General features: G+C 30.4%; 23 protein-coding genes. 10 read left to right on the top strand and 13 right to left on the bottom strand.

The window, feature by feature from the left end; all coding sequences use genetic code 11:
• Positions 1-87 precede the first annotated feature (87 nt).
• Both DMR38_RS05780 and DMR38_RS05775 read left to right on the top strand, forming a co-directional pair.
• The gene (locus tag DMR38_RS05780; protein WP_127720407.1) at positions 88-858 is read left to right on the top strand and encodes a threonine/serine exporter family protein; all 771 of its coding nucleotides are present in this window, start codon (positions 88-90) and stop codon (positions 856-858) included.
• Positions 855-1,331: a threonine/serine exporter family protein gene (locus tag DMR38_RS05775; protein ID WP_175412930.1), complete on the top strand. Its 477-nt coding sequence runs from the start codon at positions 855-857 to the stop codon at positions 1,329-1,331. Before DMR38_RS05780 ends, DMR38_RS05775 begins: the two co-directional genes overlap by 4 nt.
• Positions 1,332-1,343: 12 nt before the next feature.
• On the opposite strand, the gene DMR38_RS05770 is transcribed toward DMR38_RS05775, so the two are convergent.
• Positions 1,344-1,604 carry a metal-sensitive transcriptional regulator gene (locus DMR38_RS05770; RefSeq protein ID WP_127720406.1) on the bottom strand — a complete coding sequence of 87 codons (261 nt, stop codon included), beginning with the start codon at positions 1,602-1,604 and terminating at the stop codon, positions 1,344-1,346.
• 64 nt (positions 1,605-1,668) lie between these two features.
• Positions 1,669-2,490, bottom strand: a complete 822-nt coding sequence (locus tag DMR38_RS05765) for a Cof-type HAD-IIB family hydrolase (RefSeq protein WP_127720405.1) — start codon at positions 2,488-2,490, stop codon at positions 1,669-1,671.
• 126 nt (positions 2,491-2,616) lie between these two features.
• On the opposite strand from DMR38_RS05765, the gene DMR38_RS05760 reads away from it, so the two are divergent.
• From DMR38_RS05760 to DMR38_RS05745, 4 genes are all read left to right on the top strand, one after another.
• Complete coding sequence (locus tag DMR38_RS05760; protein WP_127720404.1) at positions 2,617-3,096, top strand: DUF4883 family protein; 480 nt, start codon at positions 2,617-2,619, stop codon at positions 3,094-3,096.
• Positions 3,097-3,173: 77 nt separating this feature from the next.
• Positions 3,174-3,830, top strand: coding sequence for a DUF4397 domain-containing protein (locus DMR38_RS05755; RefSeq protein WP_127720403.1), 657 nt, complete (start codon positions 3,174-3,176; stop codon positions 3,828-3,830).
• 317 nt (positions 3,831-4,147) lie between these two features.
• Positions 4,148-4,531, top strand: coding sequence for a NusG domain II-containing protein (locus tag DMR38_RS05750; RefSeq protein WP_127720402.1), 384 nt, complete (start codon positions 4,148-4,150; stop codon positions 4,529-4,531).
• 26 nt (positions 4,532-4,557) lie between these two features.
• Positions 4,558-5,076 (top strand): Gx transporter family protein, encoded by a 519-nt coding sequence (locus tag DMR38_RS05745; protein ID WP_127720401.1) that lies wholly within the window; start codon positions 4,558-4,560, stop codon positions 5,074-5,076.
• A 105-nt stretch (positions 5,077-5,181) separates the two neighbouring features.
• On the opposite strand, the gene rnfB is transcribed toward DMR38_RS05745, so the two are convergent.
• From rnfB to DMR38_RS05710, 7 genes are all read right to left on the bottom strand, one after another.
• A complete protein-coding gene (gene rnfB, locus DMR38_RS05740) occupies positions 5,182-6,036 on the bottom strand; it encodes an RnfABCDGE type electron transport complex subunit B (RefSeq protein WP_127720400.1) in 855 nt (284 codons plus the stop codon).
• A gap of 15 nt (positions 6,037-6,051) precedes the next feature.
• Entirely contained in the window at positions 6,052-6,633 is a 582-nt protein-coding gene (locus DMR38_RS05735) for an RnfABCDGE type electron transport complex subunit A (protein ID WP_013237805.1), read from the bottom strand.
• Positions 6,633-7,274: an electron transport complex subunit E gene (locus DMR38_RS05730; RefSeq protein ID WP_127720399.1), complete on the bottom strand. Its 642-nt coding sequence runs from the start codon at positions 7,272-7,274 to the stop codon at positions 6,633-6,635. Before DMR38_RS05730 ends, DMR38_RS05735 begins: the two co-directional genes overlap by 1 nt.
• A gap of 2 nt (positions 7,275-7,276) precedes the next feature.
• Positions 7,277-7,834, bottom strand: coding sequence for an RnfABCDGE type electron transport complex subunit G (locus DMR38_RS05725; protein ID WP_127720398.1), 558 nt, complete (start codon positions 7,832-7,834; stop codon positions 7,277-7,279).
• Between the two features lie 6 nt (positions 7,835-7,840).
• Complete coding sequence (locus tag DMR38_RS05720; protein WP_127720397.1) at positions 7,841-8,836, bottom strand: RnfABCDGE type electron transport complex subunit D; 996 nt, start codon at positions 8,834-8,836, stop codon at positions 7,841-7,843.
• An 18-nt stretch (positions 8,837-8,854) separates the two neighbouring features.
• On the bottom strand, positions 8,855-10,228 hold the full coding sequence (gene rsxC, locus DMR38_RS05715; protein WP_127720396.1) for an electron transport complex subunit RsxC: 1,374 nt from the start codon (positions 10,226-10,228) through the stop codon (positions 8,855-8,857).
• A 214-nt stretch (positions 10,229-10,442) separates the two neighbouring features.
• Positions 10,443-10,859: a SoxR reducing system RseC family protein gene (locus tag DMR38_RS05710; RefSeq protein WP_127720395.1), complete on the bottom strand. Its 417-nt coding sequence runs from the start codon at positions 10,857-10,859 to the stop codon at positions 10,443-10,445.
• 592 nt (positions 10,860-11,451) lie between these two features.
• Between DMR38_RS05710 and DMR38_RS05705 the strand changes: the two genes are divergently transcribed.
• The gene (locus DMR38_RS05705; protein ID WP_127720394.1) at positions 11,452-11,931 is read left to right on the top strand and encodes a hypothetical protein; all 480 of its coding nucleotides are present in this window, start codon (positions 11,452-11,454) and stop codon (positions 11,929-11,931) included.
• 274 nt (positions 11,932-12,205) lie between these two features.
• Here DMR38_RS05705 and DMR38_RS05700 read toward each other — a convergent pair whose 3' ends face one another.
• Positions 12,206-13,309 carry a D-alanyl-D-alanine carboxypeptidase family protein gene (locus DMR38_RS05700; RefSeq protein ID WP_127720393.1) on the bottom strand — a complete coding sequence of 368 codons (1,104 nt, stop codon included), beginning with the start codon at positions 13,307-13,309 and terminating at the stop codon, positions 12,206-12,208.
• A 158-nt stretch (positions 13,310-13,467) separates the two neighbouring features.
• Between DMR38_RS05700 and DMR38_RS05695 the strand changes: the two genes are divergently transcribed.
• The 3 genes from DMR38_RS05695 (at position 13,468) to DMR38_RS05685 (ending at position 15,860) form a co-directional block, all read left to right on the top strand.
• Entirely contained in the window at positions 13,468-13,968 is a 501-nt protein-coding gene (locus DMR38_RS05695) for a DUF2953 domain-containing protein (protein ID WP_175412928.1), read from the top strand.
• An 80-nt stretch (positions 13,969-14,048) separates the two neighbouring features.
• Positions 14,049-14,486 carry a GerW family sporulation protein gene (gene ytfJ, locus DMR38_RS05690; protein ID WP_127720391.1) on the top strand — a complete coding sequence of 146 codons (438 nt, stop codon included), beginning with the start codon at positions 14,049-14,051 and terminating at the stop codon, positions 14,484-14,486.
• 168 nt (positions 14,487-14,654) lie between these two features.
• Positions 14,655-15,860: an IS256 family transposase gene (locus DMR38_RS05685; RefSeq protein WP_175413118.1), complete on the top strand. Its 1,206-nt coding sequence runs from the start codon at positions 14,655-14,657 to the stop codon at positions 15,858-15,860.
• A 167-nt stretch (positions 15,861-16,027) separates the two neighbouring features.
• Here DMR38_RS05685 and scpB read toward each other — a convergent pair whose 3' ends face one another.
• The 3 genes from scpB to DMR38_RS05670 are packed head-to-tail and all read right to left on the bottom strand — an operon-like array spanning position 16,028 to position 18,515.
• Positions 16,028-16,603 (bottom strand): SMC-Scp complex subunit ScpB, encoded by a 576-nt coding sequence (scpB, locus tag DMR38_RS05680; protein ID WP_127720389.1) that lies wholly within the window; start codon positions 16,601-16,603, stop codon positions 16,028-16,030.
• On the bottom strand, positions 16,593-17,348 hold the full coding sequence (locus tag DMR38_RS05675; protein ID WP_127720388.1) for a segregation/condensation protein A: 756 nt from the start codon (positions 17,346-17,348) through the stop codon (positions 16,593-16,595). Before DMR38_RS05675 ends, scpB begins: the two co-directional genes overlap by 11 nt.
• The gene (locus tag DMR38_RS05670; RefSeq protein ID WP_127720387.1) at positions 17,349-18,515 is read right to left on the bottom strand and encodes a CCA tRNA nucleotidyltransferase; all 1,167 of its coding nucleotides are present in this window, start codon (positions 18,513-18,515) and stop codon (positions 17,349-17,351) included. It lies immediately after the preceding gene.
• Between the last annotated feature and the right edge of the window lie 78 nt (positions 18,516-18,593).

Below are 18,593 nucleotides of genomic sequence, written 5' to 3'. Positions count from 1 at the left end.
TTCCAGTGTTGCCATTATTGCTATAAGATGATAAAATTTTTATGCTATATAAATGCATAGTTTATTTTTTGTATGAGGAGATTGGGCATGGATATAAATAGAATAATAAATTTAGCTGCTTATGCGGGAAAAATAATGCTAAAAAGTGGAGCTGAAATATATAGGGTAGAAGAAACTATAACCAGAATATGTAAAAGTTATAACATATATGATGTAGATGCTTTTGTAACTTTAAATGTAATTATAGTTTCAGCATCAGATGAATATAATCAAACTATATCCATTGTAAAAAGAGTAAAACAAAGAACCTTAAACCTAGAAAAGATATCTCAAGTAAACAATATTTCCAGACATATTAAAGACCAATGCTATACTTTAGATTCAATTGAAAACAAGTTATCTAAAATAGATTCAGTGAAACCTTATCCTTTTAGAGCAAATGTTCTGTTCTCTGGAGTTGCCGTAAGTTTTCTTTGTTTAGCCTATGGAGGTACTATAGTAGATTTTATAATATCTTTTATTATAGGCTGCTTTATAAGCCTAATTTCTACAGGCCTTAATTCTCTTCAGACAAATGAATTTTTCATAAACATAATATGTGGAGCTACTGCTACCTTAATAGCACTTATGTGTACTAAACTTCATATAGCATCCCATACCAATACCATAATAATAAGTTCTATTATGCTATTAGTCCCTGGTCTTGCAATAACTAATGCTATAAGAGATACAATATCAGGAGATTTAATCTCGGGAATTTCAAGGGGACTAGAAGCCTTTTTAGTTGCAGTAGCAATTGCAGCAGGTACTGGTGTTATATTGCGATTGTGGATTATTTTAGGAGGGTTTAAATTATGATAACAAGTATAATAATAAATTCTGTATATACTTTAATTGCCACCCTTGGTTTTAATATATTAGAGAATGTACGAGGTAAAAACTTAATATTTACTTCTCTTGGAGGTGGATTAACCTGGTTTGTATATTTAATTAGTTCCTCCCACATAAATTTTTCAAGTGCAGTTTGCTTTTTCATAGCTTCAGTATTTGCATCTACTTATTCTGAAATAATGGCTCGTATACTAAAAACACCTGTAACAACTTTCGTCATAGGAGCAATTATTCCACTAGTACCTGGAGGAGGTATGTATAACACAATGCTTCAATCTATACAGGGAAATATAAATGCTTCCCTGTCAACCGGTCTTAAAACACTAGCTACTGCAGGAACTATAGCTGTAGGTGTATTTTTTGTATCCTCTGTCTTTAAAGCTTCTTCACTTTTTAAGAAGAAATTGTTTAAGAACAAAAAATTTAAATTCCATTGTTAAGTACAGCTATCTCTATTTTAAAAACATAGTAAGGGTTGATACTAAGGACTCTATTTTTTCACTTTTACATCTCGTGTCCCCTTCTTCAAAAAGACAAGTTTTTGCATAATTTTGTATCATCAACCCTCCCACTTTGTTTACTGCTGCTCTCACTGCTGCAATTTGTATTAAAACATCCTTACAACACATATCATTTTCAATCATTTTCTCAATACCCTTTATCTGTCCCTCTATCTTTTTCAATCTAGTTTGAATTTGTTTTTTTTCTTCCAAAAATATCACTCCTAATACAATTCAGAATAATAAAACTATATTAAATACAATTACATTATAGCTTTCAGATAAATTTTTTTATAACTTCCCCTATTGCTCCATTATTATTATCCTTTTCTGTCACATAATCTGCAGATTTTTTCAAAAATTCCCTGGCATTAGCCACAGCAATTCCAAGACCTGCTTCTTTTATCATACTTTCATCATTTTCATCATTTCCCACAGCTATACACTCATCTATAGATATGTGGTAATATTCCGCCAAAAACTTCAATCCACTCCCCTTAGAAACGCCTTTACTGATTATTTCAATGTTATGTATGTCTGATTTTGTAGTATCAATTTTAGATACCTCATTTATCTTTTCTCTCAACTCATTTAAATAATCTATATCCTTATCTATTACTACCATTTTATTTATACACGAACCATTATTTTGTATAAACTCTTTAGAATCTTTTATAATCTTTATTTCCAATCTAAAATCTCTATCCATATTCTCATTAAATTTATAAAACTTTCTTGTAGCATGACTAACTCTTTCACTATATAGTATATTATCACTGTAAAAATGATAATATGTATCTTTTTTTTCTCTTAAAATGTCTATAACTTTTAAAATAGCTTCTTTGTCTAATAAATTGGATTTTATAATATTTTTATTTTCATCCAGTACTATAGCCCCATTACAGCATATTACAGGCTGATTTTTAAATACTGTATCTATATAAAATCCTAATGTTACAGGAAGTCTGCCAGACGATATAACCACCTTAACACCTGATTTCATCGCTTTATATATCATTTCTTCATTATATTTCGATATAGATTTATCATCATTTAAAAGAGTACCATCCATATCCATTGCAATTATTTTATAATTCATTGGTATCACATCTCTCCTTTTAACTATGAAAATTTTTTATATAATTCTTTAATTTTTATCTTATATGGTATAAACTGCAAAATACAAACATAACTTTATCTAGAATACTTTTGTCAGGTGATATAAATGAAAAAAATTTTTATGTTTTTAAGTACACTTTTAATTATAATTATTGCATTCTCAGGATGCAGTTATAAATTAGATAATTATATGTTTTCTACAAAAAAACCTAACAACTTTTATTATACCAATTTACTTGCTAAAAATCTTACTATGTCCTCCTCTTTAAAATGCATTATAGAAGAAAATAATTTTCACAACGAAATCGAACTAAAAGATGAAAATATTACAGATATAAAAAACATGTTAAAGTATCTAAATAAGACCAGTTTTATAAATAAGCCAAAAGACCTTCCACAAAAAACTGCCTACATAATTTATTTTACTTTTAATAAAGAAAAACTGGTGATAAACGTATATAACGAAAAATATCTATCAATATATCCGTGGGACGGAAATTATCCTGTAGATTATGTAGATATGAGCAAAGTACCTGCTTCATTAAATTTATATTATTTGGGGAAATATATTTTCAATGAGTATTAAAATACTTTATTATTGTATCACAGATACTAAAATACACATATATTATTAGTGTATCAATTTAATGAAAGGTGACTGTAATGTTTATTTGCCCTTATTACAGCTATGAAAGTTTTTACAGAATGCCCGAAATAGATCCTATTTCTTATATAAGGTTTTTAAATGCCAGTCCTAATTCTCCTGCAGTAGATGTGTATTTAAACGATAGACGTATCTTCAAAAATTTAACCTATAAATCTTTCTCTGATTATGTAAGTGTACCTTCAGGAGTGTACAACATAAAAATTTTCCCATCGGGAAATAATTTAAATCCCATTTTGGATAAAAGGATACCTATACCTGCTGGGAAAATATTTACTATATCTTCTATAGGCAATTATCCAAATATGGATTTACTATCTATAGAAGATGTAAGACGTCCTAAGATACCAGGTAAATCTTTTATAAGATTTGTTCATCTTTCCCCAGATGCACCCAGTGTGGATATAAAATTGCCTAATGGAAATGTATTATTTTCAAACGTATCCTATAAAGGAATTACTAAATATCTTCCTGTAAGTCCTGGCAAATACACATTAGAAGTATTTACCTCTGATTCTGGTAAAAAAGTTCTTTACATTCCAAATATCAGAATTATTCCAAACAGATTTTACAGTGTATATGCCGTAGGCAATGTATCACGTGATCCTAAACTTCAAGTTCTAATTCCTCTAGATGGCAACAGTTATTTACATTAAAAACAATATATTGGTATAGCACATTAAAAATGCTATACCTTAATACCCTTTCTTAAGAAATTATCAATTCTGTTTATGGGAGATTAATATCCCAGCTTCTGTTCTACCATTATTACAAGCATTATCTAACTTCAATCTCTTTGAATTTTCAGGAACTTCTATAAATTTAATTCTATTTACAGATGCTCTAATAATTTATCACACTAAAATTTAAGTTTTTACTACAGTAACATTGTAAATGCCCTTTTGTTATAGTAAAATCATAGAGAGGTTACCACTCAATTTTCTGTAATTATACAAAGTATGGGAGTGTTTGTATGAAAAAAGGGGATAAGATTGCTGCAATATTAATTTTAATACTAATAATTGCAAGTTGTGCTGGAGTATTTATATACCATTCATATGTAAAGGGTTCACATAAAATAGCCGTAATAAAACAAGATGGTAAAATTATAAATACAATAGACTTAACTAAAATAAAAAGCACAAAAGAACTTACAGTAAAATACAATAAATCTCACTATAATTTGATAGAAATAGAAAATGGTAAAATACGCATAAAAGACGCAGATTGCCCTGATAAAATTTGTGTAAAAACCGGATGGATATCCGAACCAGGTCAAAGTATTATATGTCTTCCCCATAAATTAATAATTAAAATAGATGGGAATAATTCTAAATATGATGATATATCTAGTTAAAATTATATTTAAATTAAGGTGTGATTATGAATAAAACAAGGAAAATGGTTTTTTTAAGCTTTCTAACAAGCATAGCTCTAGTCATATACATAATAGAAGCTCAAGTTCCAGTTTTATTTCCTGGAATAAAGTTAGGACTTGCAAATACAATTTCCCTAGCTGCACTTATACTTATAGGATGGAAAGAAGCCTTACTAATTATGTTTTTAAGGACGCTTCTAGGATCTATGTTCGGTGGGACAATGTCTACCTTTATGTTCAGCATAGCTGGAGGAATTTTAAGTAACATAGTTATGATTCTTCTATACAAATACTTTAAAGATTCTTTAAGTCTATGGACTATAAGCATATGCGGGGCAATATTTCACAATATAGGTCAACTTTTAGTAGCTTCTATAGTAATTCAAGATTTTAGGATATATATATATTTACCGGTACTTTTAATCTCTGCTATAATCACGGGATACTTTATAGGTTGGTGCGTCAAATTTCTAACTAATAACTTATATAAAATTCCTATGTTTAAAGAATTAAAAAACAAATAACTCCACATAGATATAAAAAAATGTGCTGTAAAATCTCAGCACATTTTTTACATTACTCTAATTATATTATTAATATTAGCAAATTTAAACTTTGCTCCACTACAATTATGAATTTGCAGCAGCTTCATTCTTGCTCTGCTGTTGTAAGTCTGTACCGCTTACAATAGCCTTAATAGCTCCTGTAGGACATTTAGCAAGACAGGTAGCTTCACTGCATGATGCACAAATACTTTGGTCTACTACTGCCAGATTGTTCTCTACTTTAATGGCATCATTTGTACAATTTTTAGCGCACAATCCACATCCAAGACATCCTACACTGCATGCCTTACGTACAACTCCACCTTTGTTTTTAGAATTACAATTAACCATTACTTTAGAACCTACAGGCCTAAATCCAAGTACCTGTTTTGGACACGCACTTACACAGGTACCACAACCTGTACATATATCTGTATCAATTATTGGAAGTCCATTTGAACCCATTGCCATAGCTCCAAAAGGACAGCTCTTTACACATGTCCCAAATCCAAGACATCCATATTTACAAGCTTTAGGTCCACCTTCAAGCAAATTTGCAGCTACACAATCATGTATACCTTCATATTCAAAACTTTTAACTGCCTTTGTACAATCTCCGCCACATCTCACATATGCAACTCTAGGTTCAATAGGTGGAGCAGATTTACCAGTTAACTTTGCCACCTGTTCTGCAACTGATGCTTTTCCAGGTACACAAAGATTTGGAGGTACACTCTCATCTAAAACAACAGCTTCTGCATAAGCTTTACATCCTGCAAATCCACATCCTCCACATTGGCCTTTTGGAAGTACATCTTCTACTAATTCTACAAGTGGGTTAGCTTCCATTGCAAATCTTTTATTTACATAGGCTAAAACAAGTCCAAATATAAGACCTATAACAGTCATTACAACTAAAATCATAATTACGGTATTCATTTTATTAGCTCCTTTCTATATAGAAATCATACCTGAAAAACCAAGGAAAGCTAGGGCTAACATTCCTGCTAAAATAAAAGCTACTCCAAGACCTTCTAACGGTTTAGGTACATCTGCTAATCTCAATTTTTCTCTAAGGCTTGCCATCAAAATTATAGCCATAGCAAAGCCCAGCCCAGATCCTATCGCATTAACAACACTTTGTAAAAAGTTAAAGTTAGAATCAGCATTTAATATAGGTACAGCAAGTACAATACAGTTTGTAGCTATTAAAAGAAGGTATATTCCCCACATATTATATAGGGCTGGTGCCTGCTTTTTAATAATAGTCTCCAAAAGCTGTACAAAACTGGCAATAAGAAGTACAAAAACTACTGTCTTCAAGAAAGTTAAATTAAATGGTATAAGTACAAAATGATATACTACCCAGGCCAATATTGAACTCATAGTAATAACAGAAGTAACAGCCATACCCATACCTACAGATGCATTTAAATTTTTAGAAACCCCAAAGAATATACAAAGTCCCAAAAACCTTGTTAAAACATAGTTATTTACAACTACTGCACTTATGAAAAGAGTAAGGTAAGATGCCATTATGCTTCACCTCCATTTGCTTTTTCTAATTTTTGCATTTTAATTTTCTCCATATGTTGGTTATAAACTTTTACTATAGCAACTAAATATCCTATGAGTATAAATCCTCCAGGTGGAAGTATCATAATCAAAGCTGGATTATATGAAGCCCCAAATACATGCATACCAAATATAGTTCCTGATCCAAATAGTTCACGTATCATTCCTATTATAACAAGTGCTAAAGTAAACCCACATCCCATTCCAAGTCCATCAAAGAAAGAAGGAACTACAGGATTTTTAGATGCAAACGTCTCTGCACGGGCAAGTATTATAGCAAATACAACTACCAATGCTAAATAAATTCCCAATTGTTTATATAATAGAGGCGCATAAGCCTGCATAACAAGCTCCACTACTGTAACTATAGTTGCTATACAAGTAATGTATACAGGTACACGTACCTTAGGATTTACAACATTCTTAATTATAGAAACCACAGTGTTATTAGAAGTTATAACAAATAAAACACAAATACCCATAGTAAATCCGTTTATAGCTGTACTTGTAGTTGCCAGTGCTGGACACAAACTAAGTGCAAGTACGAATATGGGGTTTTCTGCAATCAATCCTTTTTTAAATATATTCCACAAATTCTTCATAATTACTTACCTCCCGTAAACGTAGTAACTTGTACAACAGCTTCTTTAACTCCTTTAGTTACAGCTTTTGACGTAATTGTAGCTCCTGTCATGGCTTGAATGTTTTTAGTGTTAGACTTATCTTTTACAACCGTTAAAGCATCTGCCTTTTTATCCTTAAACTGTCCCCTAAAAGAATCTTTTGAAGCATTTGCTCCAAGTCCCGGAGTTTCATTATGGGATACAATACTGAAATCTATTACTTTTCCTTCTGGAGTAACAGCTACCAATAACTCTATAGCTCCACCATAACCTTTACTTTCTGCAGGTACAACATATGCAATAGTCTTGTTTCCCTTTTGAGCTGCATACCAATCCTTTTTACCATTTACTTTACTAAATTTATCAGCATTATTGACTAAAACTCTCATGGTATCATTTTGTATTTGAACCTGTTTTCGTGCTGCTACTGGTGATGTTATATAATAAACCGCAGCTATTATAATTCCAGATATAAAACATGTAATGGTTAAGTTTTTAGTAATTGCAAAAATACTATTTTGATCTTTATCTTTAGCCATCAAAGCTTACCTCCTTGTCCCAAATTTAACTGGCTGTGTAAACTTATCTATTAAAGGGGTAACTGCATTCATAAGTAATATTGAATAACATACGCCTTCTGGATAACCACCTTTTAATCTTATAAGTGATGTAAGCGCACCTGCACCTAATGCAAAAATAACCTGCCCTTTAATAGTCATAGGAATTGTTACCATATCAGTAGCCATAAAGAAAGCTCCAATTACAAGTCCGCCTGCCATCATATGAAATACAGGATCACCTGTAAAAAGTCCCGTAGTTCCTCCAAAAGCCCAGGTAAGTATTCCTACAGTACCAATCATTACTACTGGAATCTGCCAGTTAACATATTTTTTATATATTAGATAAAGTCCACCTAAAACAAGTAATATTGTAGAAGTCTCTCCTATACTTCCATTTCTAGTACCTAAGAACATTGCCTTATAAAGTGCTCCCTGGCCTCCAAAAGTCTCAAGCAATTTTGAATAACCTTGAAGCTTTAAAATTCCAAGAGGAGTTGCTGTTGTTACAGCATCTACACCACTGGCACTTAATTTTGACCATGTTGTCATTGCTACAGGCCAGGAAACCATTAGCGCAGCTCTTCCAATATGAGCTGGATTAAATATGTTCTGACCAAGTCCTCCCATAGAATGTTTAGCTATTGCTATTGCTATAAAGGATCCTATAGCTACCATATAAGGTGGAATATCAGGGGGTAAACACATAGAAAGTAAAAGTCCTGTTAAAAAAGCACTTCCATCTGTAATAGTTATAGGTTTATTTCTAACTTTTTCTACAAAGTACTCCGTAACTACAGCAGCTATAATTCCTGTTATAATTACTTCTAAAGCATGAATGCCAAAATTAAATACACCAAAAATCGCAGCTGGAGTTAGTGCTAAACAGACACTCCACATTATCTTAGAAACAGATTCATCACAACGAACATGAGGTGATGACGAAATAGTAAAAATATTTTTCTTTATCTGTGCTTCCGCCATTTTATTATCACTCCTTTATTATTTTAAGACCTCTTCTTTTTCTTTCCTTTCTTTAGCCTTAGCTGCTTTAGCTTTTTCTCTTTCCCCTGCAGCTCTATTTTCTGATTTTAAATATCTAATATACTGTACAATTTTTCGTTTAGCAGGACATGTATACACACAGCTGCCACATTCTACACAATCCAAAAGATTATACTCTTCCTTAGCCTCTTGATATAAACCTTTTTGTCCAAGGAGGCTTAACATACTTGGATTTAAGTGCATAGGACAAGCTTTTAGGCATCTGCCACATCTAATGCAAGAAGATTCTTTTCCATCATTTACATCATTTTTAGTTAAACCAAGTATTCCTGATGAACCCTTCATTATTGGAACATCCAAATTTGATTGAGCAAATCCCATCATAGGTCCACCTGAGATTATTTTAACTGGTTCCTCCTTAAATCCCCCACAAAAATCAATGGCATCTTTAAATGTAGTTCCAATTCTAACTAATATATTTTTAGGCTCTTTAATAGCGCCTCCACTTATAGTTGTAACCCTCTGTATAAGTGGAATTCCTCTCTCCACTGCATCACTTATTGCTATGCATGTGCCTACATTTTGAACAACCGCACCTACATCTGCAGGCAATCCACCTGATGGAACTTCTCTACCTGTCAAAACATTTATAAGCATTTTTTCAGCACCCTGGGGATACTTAGTGGGAAGGCCTACTACTTGCACTTTTGTACCTTCAAAAGCTTTTTTCATAGCTTCTATAGCATCTGGTTTATTATCTTCAATACCCACAAATGCCTTTTCCACATTAAGGATTTTCATAATTATTTGAACTCCAGCAACTACATTGTCTGAATTTTCCAACATTGACCTATAATCTGCAGTTAAATAAGGTTCACACTCTGCACCATTTAAAATAAAAACATCTACTTTTTTATCTGGTGGTGGTGCAAGCTTAACATGAACAGGAAAAGTTGCGCCTCCCATTCCTACAATGCCTGCCTCTCTTATTATTTCAAGCATTTCTTTTACACTTAGCTCTTTCCAATTACGTGAAGTTGGTATTCCTTCTACCCAATCATCTTTTCCATCTTTTTCAATAACTATAGCTTGACATTTTCCAAAACCAGGATGTGGGTAATCTCCTATATCTACAACCTTTCCAGAAGTAGATGCATATATATTGGCTGAAACAAAAGCATCACTCTTCGCAATAAGTTGTCCCTTTTTTACCTCATCTCCTTTTTGTACTACAGGAGATGTAGGAGCACCTATATGCTGTCTAACGGGAATAAACACCTTGTCTGGTATAGGTGCTATTTCTATAGGTTTATTAGCTGTGTACTTTTTGCTATCATCCGGGTGTACTCCACCTCGAAAACTTTTTAACACTCTTAAACACCTCTTTCAATAATTTTTACAGCATGTATATATACGAAACTGCAAAATAAATATAAACATAATTTTTATAACAGATTATAGAATTTTCCATAATCCATTATAAAATTATATACTATAGAAAATAATATATAATGACAATTTATCTATTAAATGTCAGTTAACTTTAAAAGCTACTCCTATTAATTAAAATTTGTACACAAATTACTCAATACAATATCTTTGTGATTACTGGCTTTGTATTCTCATTTTTGCTTGTAGACCTATCAAATATTTTTATATATATCAACGATATAATAAAAAATATTACTCCCCCACCTATTTGAAACTCCCTTAAAGAATGACCTAATTTTCCACCTATCCATGTTCCTATTAATGCGCCTATAAAAATTCCAATAAGCGGTAATATATATACAATAAAGGCAGCCCATAACATATTTGCATCCTTTATTTCAAACACAACATGTTGACCAGGTTTTGCTCCAACCGGATTCTTGGCATCTACAACTATAGCATTATCACCAGGACAAGCACCACAGCTTTTACAGTCTCCGTGTCTACTAGCTCTTACTTTTGCAATACTTTCACTTATTTCAATTACAATACCCTCCGATTCTCTTTTCATATAATACATCTCCCTATTTATTTGTTAGCGTTTTCACGGGGTGTAAATCTAAATTATTATATTTTATATTATACCACAAATTTATATTTTTTTCTTCTGTATTACAAAATTTTTTTATCTGTATCGATATCGAACAGTATTACATTCAATGTAACTATTATGTGTTATAATTTTTTTCTAATCTTGTATACATATTTTTTATCTAAATAAATATACTAAAATATCCTAAATATCTCTATCTTACTTTTAATTATACATGTGAAAAATTTAATTAAAATAATATAATAAAAATTATTGATATAAAAAATTAACAATTTTTGTTGCATTTATGTTTGATTTTTTACTTTATACTTAAAACAAAGCACTTTTTTTAATATAATATTGAATATTTGTAATAATTATACATAATTATTGTATATCAATTTTGCTTACTTAATGTATGCTAAAAGAATAACTATTACGCTAGCTACTGATTTCAAGCAGTTTTATGCAAATTACCTTTTTTAAAATTTCATAAAAACTTGTTTATTTACATATCAAAATATGATTTAATAAATATATTAGATTTCAAAATTAGGAGATGATAATAGATATGAACATTTCTGAGAAAACTTTTTTAGAAAATGTATGTAAATATTGCATTAATAAATATACTATTTCAAATAACGGTCCTTTAATAGCTTCCCTTATATATCAAATTTGCAAACATGAAGATATGGATGTTCCTGCTATGCAAGGTATATTGCGTATCTACATAAATGAACACTACAGTAGAAGTTTTGCCCATTGTTTTAATATATACCGGGGTGTTATTGTAGATGCTTCACTATATCAATATGCACTTGTAAACAAACCTATAGAAAATCTTTTTCCAGTTTATATAGTAAATACTACTCCACCTCATATAGAATATACTATATATAATGAAATAAAAAAAGATTCACAAGTTAAATTTAGTGATAAGTTTGTGGAAAATGTTTTAAAAAATATAAAAGAAAATAATACGTATCCTGCAAAAAGATTCACTTTACTAGAAGACTCCAAAAAAGAAGAACTTTTTTTCTGCCATTGATATAAAAGTAATGAATCCATAATTCACAATGCACAATTAAGGATGATTTTCTTCCGTTAAAACTTCAGGAAATCTAAAATATAGCACTATTGAAGCAAAGCTTCAATAAGCTTCAAATTGAAATTTTTCGCAGCACATCTGAGAAAAATCTACCGAAATTGTGCATTATGAACTGTGAATTGCGAATTCATTTAGATCGTAATTTTTCTATATTAAGGTATGTTTTATGTGCCAAAGTTAAGTTAAGAATTAGTAGTTATTGATGATTTTTAATTTAAAAGGTCCATTTCATAAATTTTTTTACTTTTATGCTATTGGAAGCCCGAAGTGACGTACTATATATCTTTTTATCACCTTCATATATACAAAGCATTCCTATTCTATCACCCTTGTTAATTGAATATTTTATTCTTTGAGGTTTTATAATTTTAACACTGCACTTGAATCCATTTTTAATAGGCACTATAATATCATCTTCACACTCTAACTTTAAATCTTTTTTGTTTACTCTTAACTCCAGCGCTTTATCTCCTTTAGAAAATAACTTGTTAAACTTAAAATTTTTATCAACATATTTATATATTTTTTCAGTTTCTTTCCACCTTCCAGGACAATTCAAAACTACTATTATAACATCATTTCCTTGAACTTTTGTAGATGTAACTAAACATTTTCCTGCCTTACCAGTATAACCTGTCTTAACTCCATTTGCATCTGGAATTTTCCAAAGAATTTTATTGATATTGTGATAACTTCTTGTAAATCCATTTTCGGGTCCATCTACATCTTTTGAACTAACAATTTCATTAAATAATGCATTGTTTTTAGCTATAGATGTAAGTACTGCAAGATCATAAGCTGTGGAATAATGTTCTTCTTTGTCGAGTCCATGAGGCGTCTTAAAATGAGTATTTATTACTCCTATTTCGCTAGCATACTCATTCATAAGTTTTACAAACTCTTCCACACTTCCACTTACACCTTCTGAAATAGCTATAGCTGCATCATTTCCTGACCTCAACATAAGTCCATATAGAAGTTCCTTTAAAGTTATATTTTCTCCTTTTTTATAACCTACCACAGATCCCCTTATCCCTGATGATCTGGATGATATTTGTACTTTTTTATCTAATTTTCCATACTTCATTGCAACTAGTACTGTCATTATCTTAGTTGTACTTGCCATCGGTACTAATTCAGAAGCATTTTTCTGATACATAACTACTTTCGATCTACTATCCATAGCTATAGCACAGCGTGCATTTATATTAGGTTCTCGAAAAGATAAATTTTTATCATCTGCAAACACAGTATAGCTGCAAATATTAAAAAGTATAAATGTTATTATTATATATGATAAACTCTTTTTAAATTTCATAATTTATATAGTTTATCTCCTTCCTCTCAATAGATTATTAAGTATTTTTCCCCAAAGCAAATATATTACTAGTAAAACTCATTCTAAATTAGTATATAATTTACTATTAAGGTAATAATTATTAATAATGAAGCCTTTTAAATGGGGGGATTTAAATATTGATTAAATTACTTATTTCATTTATCTTAATATTATTTGTTTTGGTATTTATTCCTATACCTCTTAAAATAAGAATAAACTGTAGCAATAAAACCTTCTCACTAAAAATCTATAATTTGAATGTTATAGATAAAATTAATTTAAAAGATAACAACCCCTCTCTTAAAGGAAAGAAAAAATCCTCATCCCTCATAAATAATTTCAAAATAAATTTGAAATCCCTTAAAAATTTAAAATTTAAACCCCATATAAAAATTAAGGTAAAACTTGTTTATGGGTTAGATGATGCAGCCTATACTGCCATAACTTATGGGCTTATACCAACATTAATCACTTTCATATTTGCTCTAATTAAAAATATTTTTGTAGTAAAGAAAAAAGAAATACACGTAAAACCTGTTTTTAACAGTTTTTATTTTAATTTAGAAATATCAAGTATAATTTACATTAGTTTAGCTAAAATTATTTATATGTATACAAAACTATTTAAACACAGCTAAAAGCGTAAAAAATATTCGGAGTAAAAGTTGATTTTTCGTTTAGAAACTCTATAATTTTAAACTTTAAAGGAGGAATTTTTATGGATAATCATCCTATAGAAAATTTATTAAAAAGCACTATGGAAAATTTGAAAGATATGATAGATGTAAATACCATAGTAGGCGATGCTGTAGAGTCAAAAGACGGTTCTCTTATAATACCAATTTCAAGGGTATCCTTTGGATTTGCATCTGGAGGAAGCGAATTCGACGTAAGTCATGAAGAATCACCTAATCCAGAATATCCTTTTGGCGGTGGTTCAGGAGCTGGAGTTACGGTAAAACCTGTGGCTTTTTTAGTCACAAAAGGTGACTCTATAAGACTTTTATCTTTAGATCAAAATAACACCTATGATAAGATAGTAGATTCAATTCCACAGGTAATGGATGTAATAAGAGGAATGATGAATTCTAAATCTCCAAAATCCAAGCATAACTCTGATAAGAAGATGGAAGAAGAAAAAAAAGAAGAAGAATAGTCAATTCTTCTTCTTCACTTACATAATACACTATAATTTTTTGAATATACGAGCCTGTGATAAAAAGTCTGTAAATCAAATAAAAACATAAAGCTTTCTATGATAAAATAAAAATTATAGGAGGCTTTTTTTATGGCAAGGAAAAAAGATGTTTATAAGGTAAAACCAATGACAGATGGTAAGAGAAATATTATAACTTCTCTTATAAGTGAGTATGATATCAAATCTGCAGAGGACATTCAAGATGCACTGAAAGATCTACTGGGAGGAACTCTTCAGGAGATGCTGGAAGGTGAGATGGACAACCATCTTGGCTATGAAAAGTATGGACGCTCAGATGAAGCTAACTACAGGAATGGTAAGAAAAGCAAGAAAGTACGAAGTAAATATGGTGAAGTGGAGGTTGATGTACCTCAAGATAGGAATAGTACATTTCAGCCGCAGGCTGTAGCAAAGCGACAGAAGGACATATCAAGCATAGAAGACAAAATAATATCGATGTATGCAAAAGGCATGACTACAAGACAAATATCTGAAATTATTGAAGACATATATGGTTTTGAAGCAAGTGAAAGTATGATATCTAACATAACAGACCGCATATTACCAGAGATTGAACAGTGGCAGCAGCGTCCATTGTCTACAGTTTATCCAATTGTTTTCATAGATGCAGTACATTTTTCTGTTAGAGATAATGGTATAGTAAAAAAACTTGCTGCCTATATAATCATGGGAATAAATGATGCCGGAATAAAAGATGTGCTTTCCATAAATATAGGTGAGAACGAGAGCAGCAAATACTGGCTTGGTGTTCTAAATGAGCTTAAGAACAGAGGAGTTAAAGATATTCTTATACTTTGTGCAGATGGTCTTTCTGGCATAAAAGAATCTATAAATGCGTCCTTTCCGGACACAGAGTACCAAAGATGCATCGTACATCAGACAAGAAATACACTTAAATATGTATCTTATAAACACAAGAAAGATTTTGCAAAGGATCTTAAGAGTATATATCAGGCTCCATCTGAGGAAACTGCTCATAAAAATCTGGAAATTGTAACTAAGAAGTGGAATGATAAATATCCAGGATCTATGCGAAGCTGGTTGAAAAATTGGGATGCTATAACCCCTATATTCAAATTTTCACCAGAAGTCAGAAAAGTAATATATACAACGAATGCCATAGAAAGCCTTAATAGCACATACCGCAGATTAAACAGTCAAAGAAGCGTATTTCCAAGTGATACTGCACTTCTAAAGGCACTTTATCTTGCAACATTTGAGGCAACTAAGAAATGGACGTCAGTCCTCAGAAACTGGGGTAAGGTTTATGGTGAACTATCCATAATGTATGATGGCAGACTTCCCGAATAAAATTTTTATGAAAATAACGCCTTTTTTCTTAGGCGTTATTGACATACTCATTTTTAAATTATATATTTGAAATTAAGACAGAAATAATTTTTTACATAGCTGTCTTTCTAAAATATCATAGAAAGCTAATTTACAGAAAAAATCTAACACTCTCGAATATACCTAAATTAATCAAGATGAAATTCCTCAATACTCGGAATTTCATTTATATTTTCAAGTCCAAAATATTTCAAGAACTCTTCCGTAGTACCATATAGTATAGGCCTCCCAGGTACACTCAATCTTCCATTTTCTTTTATCAGTTTTCTTTCAACCAAAGTTGATATTGCCCTATCACTTTTTACTCCCCTTATTTCATCTATATCTATTCTAGTTATAGGCTGTTTGTAAGCTATAATAGCTAAAGTTTCCAGGGATGCTTGAGATAAGGATTGTCTTGAGTTATTCCCAAGTAATTCTTCAACGTAATAACTATTTTTCGTTTTAGTAACTAAACCGTACTTATCATCACTGTTTAAAATTTTTATTCCCCTAGATTTCTGTCTGTATTTAACTTCCATATCCTTAAGTAAATCCTTTGTACGCTTACTACTGAGTTTTATTATTGAGGCAATTTGCTTAAGAGTAAGAGGTTCACCAGATACAAACAATAATGATTCTATTATAGAAAAATATTCATCTTTTGTTAAATTCTTTTTTTCATCAATTTCGCTGCTAGTACTTTTCTCATTATCATTTCTCATTTTCGATTACCCTTTCCACGTAGATTTCATCAAAATTTTCATACTGCATTACGTATACTACTTTAAGTTTTATAAGTTCTAAAAGTGCAATAAAGGTTACAACTTTTTCTATTTTAAAAGAACATTTTTTTAAAACAACAGAAAACCTAATTTGAGGCTTAGTTTGAATAATTTCCCGTATATATAACATCTTATCCTGCAATTTAAACTTATCTAAGGATATTTCCCTGCCCATCACATTTCCGTTGTTAAGTTTATTTACATAGCTATCCATAAGATGACTGTAAACCCGATACAAATCTAACATAGTAATTCCCTTTAAAAATTGTTCCGGACTTGTACCCATATGGACTTGCTCAATTATCTCTGGTTTTTTTCCAAACATTTTTTCTAAGCCTATTTCTCTCTTTTTCAAAAATTCAGCTGCTGCTTTAAATTTTTTATATTGAAGAAGCTTGTCTACTAATTCTTTTCTAGGATCTTTTTCATCCTCATTATCATCTTCATTTAACTGAGTTTTAGGCAGAAGCATTTTTGATTTTATTTCTATAAGTGATGCTGCTATAACTATAAATTCAGAGGCCATATCTAAGTCCATTTCTCTCATATTATTTACGTACTGAAGATACTGTTCCGTAATCTCATATATTTTTATATCATATATGTTCATTTTATTTTTTTTTATAAGGTGAAGAAGCAGATCAAAAGGACCCTCAAAATTTTCTATTTTTATATTTAAAGACATCTAAATAATCTCTCCTAAATTTTTTACTAAATATTTTTTTCCATACTTTATCATAGAATTTAATTCAATCTTTGTCATGTAATTTAAAACTTCTCCTATAGCTTTTCCATTTTGTATTCCAAGAGAACTTACGAATTTTCCATTTAAAGACGATTTATAATGATACATATTATGAACATAATTATAAATCTTATACTTAAATTTGTCATTCCATTTTAAAAGTATAAGTCCATAATCATCTATGCTCTTTAATATTTTATACAATTCATAATTATCCATAGCATTTAGCACTGCGCCGGTTATTTTTTGATAATTTTCTGCAAAATTTTTTATTGAAATTTTTAACTTACTATCTAATACTGAATTTTCACCTAATATATGCGCACACTTTTTGTCTGCAAGCGCATAAAATAATCTTAGAATTCTTTTATCTATATTATTGTAGTTTTCGTTTGCTATTTCTAATTTTTCTCTGTTAACATTAAAAATCTTCAAATTATCACACATTAAAATACTTTCTATCCACATTTTTTCCTTACATAAGAGGTATACTTCCTTTACTATTCTATCATTGCTTATCAAATCAAACACGCCTTCATTTACACAATTAATTATTTCATCCTTATCTTTTAAATCAAACCCATACCTTACTGCATACTTTACCGCTCTAAATATTCTAGTAGGATCTTCTCTATAACTATTTAAATGTATCTTTTGTAGGCTTTTATTTTTTATATCTTCCACTCCACCATAAATATCTATTAAACTTCCTGTTATTATATCATAAGCCAACGAATTAACCGTAAAATCCCTTCTTTGCAAGTCATCGTATATGTTTGACGGCTCAATTATAGGAAGTTCACCATCTCTAACATAGTATTCTTTTCTACACCTTATTAGATCTATATTTACTTCATTTTCAAATAACAAAAAAGCTGTTTGAAATTTATCATAATACTGAAAGCATTTAATTCCATTCAATTTACCTATAATAAAATTAGGATTTTTGTCTATACATATATCAATATCTTTTACTTTATTTCCAAGGAACGCATCTCTAACGGCCCCTCCTACTATATAAGCCTTTATACCATTACCTTTACATATAGCTTTTATTAAATTTATAATTTGTATTTGATCTATAGTAAACGCCCCTAAAATATTCATCTCTTTCTTTCCTTTCCTGAGCTTTTAGTCATCTTTGACTTGTTATTTTCCTTCAAATACCTTAAACAAATCAACAGG

It is taken from the genome of Clostridium sp. AWRP, from assembly GCF_004006395.2.
Classification (GTDB): Bacteria; Bacillota; Clostridia; order Clostridiales; family Clostridiaceae; genus Clostridium_B.
The sequence above is the reverse complement of the archived record's forward strand: the minus strand, read 5'-3'. Positions and strand labels throughout refer to the sequence as shown.